This is a genomic window from Sulfurimonas sp. (assembly GCF_026196735.1).
Taxonomy (GTDB): Bacteria; Campylobacterota; Campylobacteria; order Campylobacterales; family Sulfurimonadaceae; genus Sulfurimonas.
The window spans coordinates 48,124-60,562 of record NZ_JAPHUF010000007.1 but is presented as its reverse complement, the minus strand read 5'-3'; the positions used below and the strand labels follow the sequence as shown (position 1 = coordinate 60,562).

Here is a 12,439-nt window from a genome sequence, read left to right as displayed (position 1 = left end):
TTGCTTCATAAATAAATAAAGCACTCTATTTTAGACTATACTGATAATATAAATAAAAAAAAATATTTGCAAAAAGGCATAAAAAATGGATGCTAAAATTAAAAACTCTATACTCGCTTCATTAACCGCGGATGCTTATGCTCTTGGTGCTCATTGGATTTATGATGAAGAAGACTTAGATAATTTACCAATAGACTGGCAAACACTTAATGATGCACAATCAATCTGGCATAAAGGCAAGACAAAAGGTGATTTTACTCATTACGGCGATCAGGCTCTTTATCTTTTAGAGTACATGTCAAAAAACAGAGAGTTCAATCAAGAGGATTATTACTCATTTTGGAAAGAAAAAATGTCTAAGTATGATGGATATATTGATGGAGCTACACGCAATGCATTAGTTGAGATGGGTTCAACATCAAGTGACTTGAGCATTTGTGGCCGCATTGCCCCGCTACTTATACATGTATATTCAAAAGAGGAGTTTTTATCGCGTGTGAAAGATTTCACTTCTATAACTCACAACTCTGAGCTTGCTCATTTAGCTTCGCAGTTTTTCGCCGAACTACTTTGGGAATCAAAAGAGAATCAAGATATAAAAAACAATATTCAAACACTAAAGATTAAGTACCCAAAACTTGCAGAGTGGATAGATGAAGGTGTCAATTCTAAAGATATAGATACATTTGATGCCATTAGAGGTTTTGGTCCAGCTTGTGGAATTGACGGTGGCTTTAGTGGTGTAATACATCTGCTGTCAATAGATGATGATTTTAAAACTCTTATGATAAACAATTCAAAAGCCGGAGGAGACAGTTCTGCACGCTTTATGGTCGTTGCACAGATACTTGGTTCTCAAGATGGGTTTGAAAATATTCAAGAGTTAGTGGATGATATAAATGAGATTCAAAAAATAGAATATATGCTCAAATAAACTTCTTGTTAATTTTACATAAAAAAAATATGCTACTATTCACTCAAAATATAATTATTAGGATATTTATTATATGAAAAATGATAGCATAGAATCCAGCAGAGATTGGAATATTATCTTTTTTGCTTGGCTGGTTGCAACTATTGCAACTCTTGGAAGTTTATTTTTTAGTGAAGTAATGGAGTATCCGCCTTGCATTCTTTGCTGGTATCAAAGAATTTTAATGTATCCATTAGTTATTATATTGCTTGTTGGACTCTTTCCGCTTGATAAAAACATACTTAAATACTCTGCACCTTTTGTTGTGATAGGATGGTTAACTGCACTTTATCATAATCTTTTGCAGTATGGAATTATTTCAAAGAGCATAACACCATGCGCTAAGGGAATACCATGCTCGACTAAATATATTAATTTTTTCGGTTTTATATCAATACCAATGCTTTCATTTATCGCATTTTCTATTATATTAGCTCTATTATTTTTATTTTTAAAAAGGAAAAACTCATGAACAAACAAAAAATCATACTGTTGTCGGTGGTATCACTACTGATTTTATTCGCATTTGGAACTTTCGCATATAACAACAACAAATCGGACGAAGCCGCTTTAATTGCTAAAACAAATGAAGAAAAATTCATTAGAGATTACTCAACCGTTGTTGGCAATAAGGATGCTGAAGTAACCTTAGTGGAATTTCTAGATCCTTCTTGTGAAACTTGTAGAGCTTTTTATCCCATTGTACAGGAAATAATGGCTAATTACGAAGGTAAAATAAAACATGTTATCAGATATGCTCCTTTTCATCAAGATTCAGATTATGTAGTAAAACTTTTAGAGGCAACTAAAAAACAGGGTAAATACCTAGAAACATTGGAAGCACTTTTTAGGTATCAAAATCAATGGGTAGTTCATCATGTTCCAAATAAACAAGTGGTATGGAAACTTATGGCACATTTAGGTTTAGATATTGAGCAGCTTAAAAAAGATTTTAATGACCCTAAACTAGATGAGCTAATCAAGCAAGAGGTGTCTGATGCAAAAGCACTAGGTGTTAAAAAAACACCTCAATTTTTTGTAAATGGCAAAATGTTACAAGAATTTGGGCAAAAACAGCTCATTAGATTGATAGAATCAGAACTTTAAAAAAGGATTTTAAATGAAATTTATTTACACATTATTTGCGCTTTTTACTATTTTAGTTTTTACAGGGTGTAATGACAAACCTGAACAAGAGAACACTCCTCCCGTAAAAGAACATACAACTGTAGCACAATCATCATACACTATTGAAGATATTAGTAGTGGAGAGAAGTTTGTGTTAAAAAGAGAAAATGGCGGTTTTGTTGTAGAGGGACACGAAGATAAAGTTATTATGTTTGACATGTATGCTACTTATTGTCCGCCATGTCGAAAAGAAGCACCGCACTTAACAGATTTGCAGGTAAAATATTTAGATAAACTTTTGATCATAGCACTTAATACTTTTGAAGATGTTAGCGATACATACATTGATGACAAGTTTAGATATTCATACGGTGCTTTTTATTTTATAAGTAATTCCAAGCATAACAATATAATTATAGACACAATCTTAAAAGATATAAAATACGAACCGTCTATGCAAATTCCTTTTAAAGTTATTCTCAAAGATACAAAGTATCAAAAATTGACAGATATTTATGGCAATAATCCAAATAATAATTTTTATTTAGGTGCCATTAGCAGTAGTGTAATTGAGAAAGATTTAAAAAAGATTTTTGAACAACCCCAAAATTAGATTTAAGGTTGTTTAAAAAGGTACAATTTTGTACCGCCCGATTGCAACGGTGTTGCAGGCTAAGGGCTTTTATTAACCTCTTTTTAACAAGAAAAAAGATACAATCCAAAGAATTTTAGAAAACAGACTTTTATTACCAAAAGGAAACCAATGAAAATTCGTAAACGCGCCCTAACATTTGAAGATGTATTATTAGTACCACAATATTCAGAAGTACTACCAAAAGAGGTATCTCTTGAGAGCAAGCTTACTCGCAATATCTCACTAAAGATTCCTATGGTTTCAGCAGCTATGGATACAGTGACCGAGTATAAAGCTGCTATCGCTATGGCTAGACTTGGCGGTATCGGTATTATCCATAAAAATATGGACATAGAGACTCAGTGTAAACAAATTAGAAAAGTTAAAAAAAGCGAAAGCGGTGTCATAATCGACCCTATATATGTTCACCCTGATGCTACATTGGCAGAGGCAGATGCTCTTATGGGTGAATACAAAATCTCCGGTGTTCCTGTAATTGACACTCATAATAAACTTCTTGGTATTCTTACAAATCGTGATATGAGATTTGAGAAAAACATGAAAAAACTTGCAAAAGATGTCATGACAAAAATGCCTCTTATCACTGCAGAAAAAGGGATTTCTTTAGATGATGCAGCAGATATTATGCACAAAAACAAAATAGAAAAACTTCCAATCATAGACGAAGATGGATTCTTAAAAGGTCTTGTAACTATTAAAGATATTAAAAAGCGTATTGAGTACCCTAATTCTAACAAAGATGCATTTGGCAGACTTGTTGTTGGCGGAGCTATCGGTGTTGGTCAACTTGACCGTGCAAAAGCACTTGTAGATGCTGGATGTGATGTTTTAGTTCTTGACTCTGCACACGGTCACTCAAAAGGTATTGTAGATACTGTTAAAAAAATAAAAAAGACAATGGAAGTTGATGTAATTGCGGGCAATATTGCTACAGCTGAAGCGGTAGAAGCGCTGATAAAAGCAGGAGCTGACGGCGTTAAGGTGGGAATCGGTCCTGGCTCAATCTGTACTACTCGTATTGTTGCAGGTGTTGGTGTCCCTCAGATTTCTGCTATTGCTGAGTGTGCTGAGGCTGCTAAAAAGCATGGTGTACCCATTATCGCTGACGGTGGTATTAAATACTCTGGGGATATTGCTAAAGCTTTAGCTGTCGGTGCTTCATGCATTATGGCCGGTTCACTTTTAGCAGGGACTGAAGAGTCTCCCGGTGATACCATAATGTTTCAAGGCCGTCAGTACAAATCATACCGCGGTATGGGAAGTATAGGTGCTATGCAGACAGGTTCAACTGACAGATACTTCCAAGAAGGAACTGCAGCAGACAAACTTGTTCCTGAAGGAATCGAAGGTCGTGTGCCTTTTAGAGGAAGTATTGCCGGTATCGTTCACCAGATGATGGGCGGACTTCGTTCGTCTATGGGCTACTGTGGAAGCAAAGATATTGAAACATTTTGGAAAAAAGCAGAATTTGTCGAGATTACAAGCGCAGGACTAAAAGAGTCACATGTTCATGATGTAATCATTACTCAAGAAGCACCGAATTATCAAGTATAATTTATATGTCAAAAAATGAAGTAAGGTATGCCGGCTTTTGGGTTCGCTTTATTGCATCTCTTGCAGATACTCTTTTTTTAGCTCTGCCGGTGGCTATCGTTATCTACATTTTAAGTGATGGAAGCTGGTTTGATTTCTCACAATATCAACAAAATATACAATATGCTATGAGTGGAAACGCAAATAAAGCTTTATCGAATTTACCTAAAATGGATAGAACATGGGAACTAATCAATATTATAGTGCTTCTTACTGTCTATATGATATTTTGGAAAAAATATAAAGGTGCTACTCCCGGGAAAAAATTTGTACATGTTAAAATTGTTGATGCAAAAACATTTGAAGATATAAACAACACTCAAGCTTTAACTCGTTCATTTGGATACATAGTATCTACTCTTGCATTTCTTATAGGTTTCATCATGATAGGTTTTAGAAAAGACAAAAGAGGACTTCACGACTTACTTGCCGGAACAGTGGTTATTTATGATGAATTTCAAGAAAATCCAGATACTTAAAGCAACTTATTTTATATTACTAAATCTATCTCTTGAAGTGTCCCTACTCCGCCATTTTCATTAAGATATATGGAACTCTCTCGCATCTTTGCTATCATAAAATTATCGCTGTTTTGTAACTCAAAATCTGTATTAACTCTATCGAGATAAAGCGCTCCCACATCTTTGTCTTTTAGTCTAAAGAGTTGCTCATTGCCATCTTCATCCTTAGTCCAAATCAATAGCTTTTCAAATACTGCATCATTTTCATCAATCCAGTTATTCTTGTCACTATCATATGCTAAAAGTTCTTCAAAACCATTTCCAAGAGTAGGACCAAATAGTTCACTCCCATCATTAATAATGCCATCACTGTTTTTATCAAGAGCCAAAAAACCGCTTCCTTTACCAACAAAAGAAAACTCATCTTCTTTGCCATCAAGGTCAAGGTCAAAGTTGTGTTTAATATCGCTCATAGTTACTGTATTATTGCCAAAATTTAGTACAAGCGGGTCGATTAGAGCATCTCCAGCTTTAAATGAGATGTTTTCTTGCATTATTGAACTTTTTTGCATTTTAAGTGCGAGTTTAAAATCTATCTCTTTGCCATCTTCAGTGCTTACACTTCCTTTTGCAGAAAATTTTAACATCTCCTCGCGAATCTCAGTACGACTATAGCTGTACTCTACTCCCCATCCAAGTCGCTCTACTTCACTATCTTGTACATGTTGTTTTGGAACTTCTATCTCTGCAGTTTCAGCTTTACGATAAAAAGATATGTTTATTTTTTTGCCAATCAAGGCTTCAAGAGCCCGCAAAATGCTTAGCGTCTTAGAATCAAGCGGCATGTCAAACATATCTTCTTGCAGATAATCAGCTTTTTTTGTATGTTCTAATTTTTTTAAATTATCCGAAGGCTCAAATCTGTCGTTTCTCTGAAGTCGCTCTGGAGCATCTTCATCTCTATTCCATATATTTAAATTTTCTTCTTCTTTAATCTCATGATATTTATGGTGAGAAGAAAAAAGTGAAACATCCGAGTGTTGTATCTTCATAATACACTCCTTGCTTTAAGTGCTTTTCTTTTAAATCGGTAAATTGCAAATATTTTTAAGCGACATTCACATAATAACTGGCTTTTGCTGCTTTGATTGACTTTTTTCCTAAAATATAGTAAAATTTATTATAATTATAATTACAGATAATAATAAAGGCTTTAATATGGAAGTAGCACAAGAGCATAACAGACTAAAATTTTTCCCCGTTATGATGTACGCTATTGTGATGGGACTAAGCGGACTGACTATCACATACCAAAAAGCTGCTCTTTGGCTTGATTTTCCTTTTTTAATTGGAGAAGTTCTAATGTACATCACTACAGCTGTTTTTGTGATTGTATCTTTTATTTATCTAAAGAAATTTTTTAAATACAAAGCAGCTGTTAAAAATGAGTTTTCACATCCTGTAAGAATTAATTTTTTTGCCGCTATTTCTATCTCTATGCTAATGTTGGCAATCATCTACAAGGAGAGTTACCCTGTAATAAGCGCAATTGTTTGGTATCCAGGGACTTTGCTTCATTTTTATCTAACTATGCATACTATTTCTTTTTGGATAAATGAAAATCAGCATATGGATCATTCAAATCCTGCTTGGTTTATACCCATAGTAGGAAATGTTTTAGTTCCAGTTGCCGGTGTCGGATTTGTAGATTTGGGAATATTAGTTTACTTCTTTAGCGTTGGAATATTTTTTTGGATAATTCTTTTTGCCGTAATACTAAATAGAATTATATTTCATAATCAGATGGCTGTTAAGTTTATGCCTACTCTATTTATTTTAATTGCGCCTCCTGCTGTGGGCTTTATAGCATACTTCAAAATGTTTGAGGTTATAGATGTGTTTGCTCTTATGCTTTTTAATATGGCTATATTTTTTACAATTTTAGTTGCTTTTATGTATAAAAACTTTATAAAAATAAAGTTTTTTATCTCTTGGTGGGCTTTTGTTTTTCCAATAGCTGCTATGGCAATAAGTACTATGCTTATGTACAACCAAAATGGTTCTACTTCTTTGCTGCTTTTTTCATATTTTATGATAGCCATAGTCACAATTATCGTATTTATAGTAACATATCAGACATTGTTACACATAAAAAAAGAAGAAATTTGTATTAAGGAATAAAATGAAAAAAACAGTTTTTATGAAAAAGTACCCAGTTTACAGCTTAGAATTATTAAAAGATGAGATGAAAATCTCAAGCACGGATGAAATTATTGAGTACCTTAAGCAAATAATAAACAATCACCCAGTTGCTGTATTTATATCAGTTTTTGATCACTTTACACATACAAAAAATCTTGGCGGAGAGATTATAGATGGGTTGATAGATGCCAAAAATATTATTTTTTGTTTCGGACAGGCGATACCAGATACCAGAATTTTAGCAGCCAGACCAAGAAGCATAGGTATATGCGAGTTTAAAGATAAAATTGTTATTGACTTTTTAGAAGCGCCAAAAGAAGATTTACATGTAGTTATGGAGGGTTGGGTAAAGAGCTTAAAAAGATAAATATTGCTTATTAAAACTAACATTAAACCATTTTGGATAAAATAGCAATACTTATTTTAAAAACAGGAAAATATAGATGAACTTACAGACTAAAGCTCTTCATGCAGGCTACGAAAAAGATTCCCATGGAACAATGGCAGTTCCAATCTACCAGACTACTGCTTATGAGTTTCGTGATTCTGAGCATGCAGCTAATCTATTTGCCCTAAAAGAGTTAGGTTTTATCTATACACGTCTTAACAACCCTACAACAGATGTATTTGAAAAAAGATTCGCAGAGATTGAGGGTGGAGAAGCAGCTTTGGCCACTTCAAGTGGTATGAGTGCTATCTTTTTCGCTATTGCCAATGCTGCTGAGTCCGGAGACAATATCGTATGTGCAAGACAGTTATATGGCGGAAGTCTTACTCAAACTGCTCATACGCTTAAAAGATTTGGCATCCAAGCAAGATTTTTTGATGTTCATAAACCTGAGCAAATCAACAACTTAGTAGATGACAAAACAAAAGTTATCTTTTTTGAATCTCTTACAAACCCTAGTATTGATGTTGCTGACATAGAAGCAATTACAAAAATTGCGAACAAGCATGGAATATTAACTGTTGTAGACAATACTGTAGCAACTCCTGTTTTATGTCGTCCTTTTGAGTTTGGCGCTGACATAACTGTTCACAGTGCAAGTAAATACACGACCGGTCAAGGCTTGGCAATTGGCGGGATATTAGTAGAGAGAAAAGGTCTAGTTGAAAAACTAAAAGCAAACCCTCGTTATGCTCACTTTAATGAGCCGGATGCTTCTTACCATGGTTTAGTATATGTTGATGTACCTCTTCCTCCCTTTACTCTAAGAGCTAGACTTTCACTGCTTCGTGATTTAGGAGCTGTAGTTTCTCCCTTTAATTCATGGCTGTTTATCCAAGGTATTGAGACACTTTCACTTCGCATGAGAGAACACTCCAAAAATGCTCTTGAACTTGCTGAGTTTTTAGAGTCTCATCCTAAGGTTAAAAAAGTAAATTATCCTGGACTAAAAAGCAATTCAAACTATGAAAATGCACAGAAATATTTTGACGATGGAGCTTGTAGCGGACTGCTTAGTTTTGAAGTAGATACTTTACAAGAGGCAATCAAAATAGTAGACGCAACAGAACTTTACTCCTTGGTTGTAAATATCGGTGATTCAAAATCTATCATCACCCACCCTGCTTCTACAACTCATCAACAATTAAATGAAGAAGAGTTAAATGCTTGCGGTGTTCCTGCCGGACTCATCAGAATTTCTTGCGGATTAGAAAGTTCAGCAGATCTTATTGCTGATATAAAACAGGCATTAGAGGCGTAATAATTGTCATTAAACTTAAAAACACACACTGAGCACTTTACCAATCCACTCTACCTAGAAAGCGGTCGTATATTAGAGCCTTACGACATAACCTATGAAACATATGGTTTTTTAAATGATGATAAAAGCAATGTCGTTGTCATCTGCCATGCTCTTACAGGTTCACACCATTGTGCGGGAACTTATGAAGGTGAAACAAAAGCCGGATGGTGGGATGGTTTAATCGGTCCGGGCAAAGCTATAGATACAGATAAATACTTTGTTATTTGTACAAATGTAATCGGAAGTTGTTTTGGTTCAACCGGTCCGATGAGTCCACGGCTTCCACATCACAACGAGTATCGCTATAAGTTTCCGGTTGTCACGGTTAAAGATATGGTTAAAGCACAAAGAATCCTTTTTGACAGACTAAACATTCATAATGTTCATGCAATTATTGGTGGCTCTATGGGTGGTATGCAAGCACTTCAATTTGCTGTTCACTATCCTAAGTTTGCAACAAAAATAATTGCTATGGCAACAACATACGCTACTCAGCCTTGGGCTATTGCTTTTAATAAAGTTGCTCAAGAATCTATACTAAAAGACCCTGATTTTAAACAAGGCTACTACGACAGAGAAGTCATAAAAGAGCAAGGTTTAGCAGGCATGGCGGTAGGTCGTATGGCTGGACATATAAGCTTTTTATCACATGAATCAATGAATAAAAAATTTGGCAGAGAGTATAAAAGGACTGATGGTCTTTATGAACTGTTTGGTAAGTTTCAGATTGAGTCATACTTAGAGTATAATGGCTACAACTTTACAAAATGGTTTGACCCTTTATCTTATTTATACATAACAAAAGCTATCAATATCTACGATTTATCCCGTGGATTTGATTCGTTAGAAGAAGCTTTACAAAAGATAAGTACCGAGTTACATCTAATAAGCTTTAGTAATGATCTACTATTTAAAAGCTCGGAAATGAAAGAGTTAAGTGATGCATTGACTAAAGTTGGAAATAAAAATCACTACTATAAAAATATTGATAGTGATTATGGACATGACGCATTTTTAGTTGAACTTGATAATTTTAAAGATTATGTAACAGATGTTCTAAATAAAACTTAAAAAAAACATAGGAAGCTAAGATGAAAATTTTTATATTACTCTTTATCTTTTTAGCTTCTCTTTGGAGCGCGCAAATTGACGATTTTGCCTCTACTGTCGATTACAAGAGAGATTATAACACTGCTTTAAAAATTGCAAAACAAGAAAATAAGATGTTAATGTTGGTTGTTGTCGCAGATTATTGTCCTTGGTCTAAAAAATTTGAAAATAAAACACTAAAAAACGACTCTGTATCTACTTTAATCAATGAAAATTTTATACCTGTCATTATAGACAAACATAGAGATGAGGGCAGTTATCCAAAAATGTATAAAAGCCCGTTAATCCCTGCTATATTTTTTATAGATCCAAGCAGTGAACAAAGTGTACATAAATCATTATCGTACACAAAAAAAAGAGAACTTATCTATACTATTGATGAAGCGATTAAACTCTTTAAAGTAAAACAAAATGACTAAAAAATTATTTATATTACTGCTGTTGTCTAGTTCACTATTTAGCTCATCGGTATTTACTCTTGACAATATTAAAAATCTAAAATTTCACTTTACAAACAACACATACTTTATGGAAAAAGATGAAAAACAAGAAATTGAAAAATTTATCAAAAACAAGCTTCAAAAAGCAGGTTTTGTATTTGGGGAAGTTGATCCAATTACCTTTGTTGTAAAAGTTAAATCTATAGAAATTGATGAAGTACATGTAATAACTGTTTTTATCGGTTTAGCTGAGGATGTAACTACAAAAAGAATCGATAAAATTGAGACTTATGCCTTTACTTATATGGCAGACACTCTTATAGAATCAGAAGATCCATACGAAGACACTCTTGAAGCGATAGACTTTTTAACATGTCAATTTTTGACAGCTTATGGAGATGATAATGAATAAAAACCCAAATCAATCAATAGGAAGAAGAGATGGCTAAAGAAGATTTTGAATCAAAACTAGACAGTGCCAAAGAAATTTTAGAGACACTTATGAATCCGGAGATAACTCTTCAAGATAGTGTCAAGGCTTATGAAAAAGGTATGAGTGAACTCACCAAAGCACAAAAAATACTAGAAGATGCAGTAATTAAAATCAATGAGATTAAGGCTAAATAGTGAAAGCTGCCGTACTTCAACTCAGCGCTCAGGGAATGAGCTCTACAAAACTATACAACTACATCAGAATTGCTAACAAGCAAGGTGTAAAAGTTTTGCTTTTGGGGGAGTACATCTTAAATCCTTTTTTTAAAGAGCTGCAAACTTTATCTACAAGCATGATACAAGAACAAGCTGCTCATCAGAGCAATACTTTAAAAGAGTTGGCATCAACATACAATATGACAATAATCGCACCTCTTGTTCTTGTAAAAAAACAAAAAGTCTATAAAACAATAGCTAAATTTTCTCCAAGTTCTACATCTTACTACCAACAACAATTGCTTATAAACTATTCTCACTGGAATGAAGAGAAATTTTTTGACAACGAGATGAAAGCTATCGTGTCACCTCTAGTTTTCAAAATAGATGGGTTTAAGTTCGCTGTCATGAGTGGATTTGAACTTCATTTTGATAATATTTGGGCACAAATATCTCCAAAAAACATAGATTGTGTTTTGCTTCCGAGTGTTTCAACATTTGATTCATATGAAAGATGGAAAGCACTTATACTATCCCGTGCATTTACGCATAACTGCTACATCTTGAGAGCAAATCGCATTGGCGCATATACAGACAAAGATTATGACTGGCAATTTTATGGTGATTCTCTTTTAGCCTCACCAAACGGAGAACTATTAGAGCATTTAGGAAACAAAGAAGAACTTATGATAGTTGACATGAGTCACACTGATGTAGTTCACTCAAGAAGGGCTTGGGGCTTTAAAGACTCAATAAATAAAAGGAGTATATTATGATGAATTATTTTCACCGTCAGGTGCAACTGTGGGGAGAAGAGACACAATCTTTGCTGCAAAATAAAAAGATAGCTATTGTTGGTTCTGGTGGACTGGGCAGTTCTTTAAGCTTTGCACTTGGTGCCAGCGGCATCGGTGAAATTCATATGATTGATTTTGATGAAGTATCACTTCACAATATTCACCGTCAAATTGCTTTTAAAATTGGTGATGAAGGCAAAAACAAGGCTCTTATAAACTGTGAATTAATTGAGCAGAGATGTCCATATGTTAAAGCTATTGCACATGAGTGTAGTTTTGAAGAGTTTACTAAAAAAAATGTAGATGTAGACCTTATCATCGATGCTACTGATAACCTACCGACTCGCGCAGAGATTGATACATATACAAAAACTAAAAATACGCCTTGGATTTATGGGAGTGTTGAAGCATTTCATGGACAGGTATGTTTTTTTGATGAATCTTCATTTGCAGATGCATTTAAGATAAGTACGCAGACTCCGGCTGGTATAGCTGCTCCAATAGTTATGCATATAGCATCACTTCAAGCGAATTTAGCTTTAAGGTTTCTAGCTGGTCTCAGCGTTAAAAAAGACTACCTTTATTATCTTTTTTTCAATGAAGAGGGTGAGTTAAATACTCAAAAGTTCGGCCTTCCAAAATAAATCTGAAAAACTAAAAATTAGCCCATACTTGGGCTAA

The 12,439-nt window shown here is 34.2% G+C and carries 16 protein-coding genes; 15 read left to right on the top strand and 1 reads right to left on the bottom strand.

All coding sequences use genetic code 11. The annotated features are described in order from the left end of the window. Positions 1-85 precede the first annotated feature (85 nt). The 6 genes from OQK60_RS03590 to OQK60_RS03565 all read left to right on the top strand — a co-directional run bounded on the left by OQK60_RS03590 (position 86) and on the right by OQK60_RS03565 (position 4,828). Positions 86-934: an ADP-ribosylglycohydrolase family protein gene (locus OQK60_RS03590; RefSeq protein ID WP_297684155.1), complete on the top strand. Its 849-nt coding sequence runs from the start codon at positions 86-88 to the stop codon at positions 932-934. A gap of 73 nt (positions 935-1,007) precedes the next feature. Then, a complete protein-coding gene (locus OQK60_RS03585; RefSeq protein ID WP_297684154.1) occupies positions 1,008-1,445 on the top strand; it encodes a disulfide oxidoreductase in 438 nt (145 codons plus the stop codon). Continuing rightward, positions 1,442-2,080, top strand: coding sequence for a thioredoxin domain-containing protein (locus tag OQK60_RS03580; RefSeq protein WP_297684152.1), 639 nt, complete (start codon positions 1,442-1,444; stop codon positions 2,078-2,080). The genes OQK60_RS03585 and OQK60_RS03580 overlap by 4 nt, the downstream gene beginning before the upstream one ends. A 13-nt stretch (positions 2,081-2,093) precedes the next feature. After that, on the top strand, positions 2,094-2,714 hold the full coding sequence (locus tag OQK60_RS03575) for a thioredoxin domain-containing protein (RefSeq protein WP_297684150.1): 621 nt from the start codon (positions 2,094-2,096) through the stop codon (positions 2,712-2,714). A gap of 150 nt (positions 2,715-2,864) precedes the next feature. Further along, the gene (guaB, locus tag OQK60_RS03570; protein WP_297684148.1) at positions 2,865-4,310 is read left to right on the top strand and encodes an IMP dehydrogenase; all 1,446 of its coding nucleotides are present in this window, start codon (positions 2,865-2,867) and stop codon (positions 4,308-4,310) included. Between the two features lie 5 nt (positions 4,311-4,315). Beyond that, on the top strand, positions 4,316-4,828 hold the full coding sequence (locus tag OQK60_RS03565) for an RDD family protein (protein WP_297684146.1): 513 nt from the start codon (positions 4,316-4,318) through the stop codon (positions 4,826-4,828). 11 nt (positions 4,829-4,839) lie between these two features. On the opposite strand, the gene OQK60_RS03560 is transcribed toward OQK60_RS03565, so the two are convergent. After that, entirely contained in the window at positions 4,840-5,862 is a 1,023-nt protein-coding gene (locus OQK60_RS03560; RefSeq protein ID WP_297684144.1) for a hypothetical protein, read from the bottom strand. A gap of 166 nt (positions 5,863-6,028) precedes the next feature. Between OQK60_RS03560 and OQK60_RS03555 the strand changes: the two genes are divergently transcribed. The 9 genes from OQK60_RS03555 (at position 6,029) to OQK60_RS03515 (ending at position 12,402) form a co-directional block, all read left to right on the top strand. Further along, complete coding sequence (locus OQK60_RS03555) at positions 6,029-6,991, top strand: SLAC1 anion channel family protein (protein ID WP_297684143.1); 963 nt, start codon at positions 6,029-6,031, stop codon at positions 6,989-6,991. 1 nt (position 6,992) lies between these two features. Next, positions 6,993-7,379 (top strand): DUF6858 family protein, encoded by a 387-nt coding sequence (locus tag OQK60_RS03550; RefSeq protein ID WP_297684141.1) that lies wholly within the window; start codon positions 6,993-6,995, stop codon positions 7,377-7,379. Positions 7,380-7,455: 76 nt separating this feature from the next. After that, positions 7,456-8,721: an O-acetylhomoserine aminocarboxypropyltransferase/cysteine synthase family protein gene (locus OQK60_RS03545; RefSeq protein WP_297684139.1), complete on the top strand. Its 1,266-nt coding sequence runs from the start codon at positions 7,456-7,458 to the stop codon at positions 8,719-8,721. Positions 8,722-8,724: 3 nt separating this feature from the next. Further along, positions 8,725-9,834 carry a homoserine O-acetyltransferase gene (locus tag OQK60_RS03540; RefSeq protein WP_297684138.1) on the top strand — a complete coding sequence of 370 codons (1,110 nt, stop codon included), beginning with the start codon at positions 8,725-8,727 and terminating at the stop codon, positions 9,832-9,834. A gap of 20 nt (positions 9,835-9,854) precedes the next feature. Next, positions 9,855-10,292: a thioredoxin family protein gene (locus OQK60_RS03535; protein ID WP_297684136.1), complete on the top strand. Its 438-nt coding sequence runs from the start codon at positions 9,855-9,857 to the stop codon at positions 10,290-10,292. Beyond that, entirely contained in the window at positions 10,285-10,725 is a 441-nt protein-coding gene (locus OQK60_RS03530) for a hypothetical protein (protein ID WP_297684134.1), read from the top strand. The genes OQK60_RS03535 and OQK60_RS03530 overlap by 8 nt, the downstream gene beginning before the upstream one ends. A 29-nt stretch (positions 10,726-10,754) precedes the next feature. Continuing rightward, positions 10,755-10,940 carry an exodeoxyribonuclease VII small subunit gene (gene xseB, locus OQK60_RS03525; protein ID WP_297684133.1) on the top strand — a complete coding sequence of 62 codons (186 nt, stop codon included), beginning with the start codon at positions 10,755-10,757 and terminating at the stop codon, positions 10,938-10,940. After that, positions 10,940-11,737 (top strand): carbon-nitrogen hydrolase family protein, encoded by a 798-nt coding sequence (locus OQK60_RS03520; RefSeq protein ID WP_297684131.1) that lies wholly within the window; start codon positions 10,940-10,942, stop codon positions 11,735-11,737. Before xseB ends, OQK60_RS03520 begins: the two co-directional genes overlap by 1 nt. Beyond that, complete coding sequence (locus tag OQK60_RS03515; RefSeq protein WP_297684129.1) at positions 11,734-12,402, top strand: ThiF family adenylyltransferase; 669 nt, start codon at positions 11,734-11,736, stop codon at positions 12,400-12,402. Before OQK60_RS03520 ends, OQK60_RS03515 begins: the two co-directional genes overlap by 4 nt. Positions 12,403-12,439: the final 37 nt, after the last annotated feature.

Bases quoted from the DNA above. Each gene is read 5' to 3' on its own strand.
- OQK60_RS03530 (WP_297684134.1), top strand. From the start codon at position 10,285: ATGACTAAAAAATTATTTATATTACTGCTGTTGTCTAGTTCACTATTT.
- OQK60_RS03575 (WP_297684150.1), top strand. From the start codon at position 2,094: ATGAAATTTATTTACACATTATTTGCGCTTTTTACTATTTTAGTTTTT.
- guaB (WP_297684148.1), top strand. From the start codon at position 2,865: ATGAAAATTCGTAAACGCGCCCTAACATTTGAAGATGTATTATTAGTA.
- OQK60_RS03550 (WP_297684141.1), top strand. From the start codon at position 6,993: ATGAAAAAAACAGTTTTTATGAAAAAGTACCCAGTTTACAGCTTAGAA.
- OQK60_RS03590 (WP_297684155.1), top strand. From the start codon at position 86: ATGGATGCTAAAATTAAAAACTCTATACTCGCTTCATTAACCGCGGAT.
- OQK60_RS03580 (WP_297684152.1), top strand. From the start codon at position 1,442: ATGAACAAACAAAAAATCATACTGTTGTCGGTGGTATCACTACTGATT.
- OQK60_RS03535 (WP_297684136.1), top strand. From the start codon at position 9,855: ATGAAAATTTTTATATTACTCTTTATCTTTTTAGCTTCTCTTTGGAGC.
- OQK60_RS03560 (WP_297684144.1), bottom strand. From the start codon at position 5,862: ATGAAGATACAACACTCGGATGTTTCACTTTTTTCTTCTCACCATAAA.
- xseB (WP_297684133.1), top strand. From the start codon at position 10,755: ATGGCTAAAGAAGATTTTGAATCAAAACTAGACAGTGCCAAAGAAATT.
- OQK60_RS03565 (WP_297684146.1), top strand. From the start codon at position 4,316: ATGTCAAAAAATGAAGTAAGGTATGCCGGCTTTTGGGTTCGCTTTATT.
- OQK60_RS03585 (WP_297684154.1), top strand. From the start codon at position 1,008: ATGAAAAATGATAGCATAGAATCCAGCAGAGATTGGAATATTATCTTT.
- OQK60_RS03555 (WP_297684143.1), top strand. From the start codon at position 6,029: ATGGAAGTAGCACAAGAGCATAACAGACTAAAATTTTTCCCCGTTATG.
- OQK60_RS03515 (WP_297684129.1), top strand. From the start codon at position 11,734: ATGATGAATTATTTTCACCGTCAGGTGCAACTGTGGGGAGAAGAGACA.
- OQK60_RS03545 (WP_297684139.1), top strand. From the start codon at position 7,456: ATGAACTTACAGACTAAAGCTCTTCATGCAGGCTACGAAAAAGATTCC.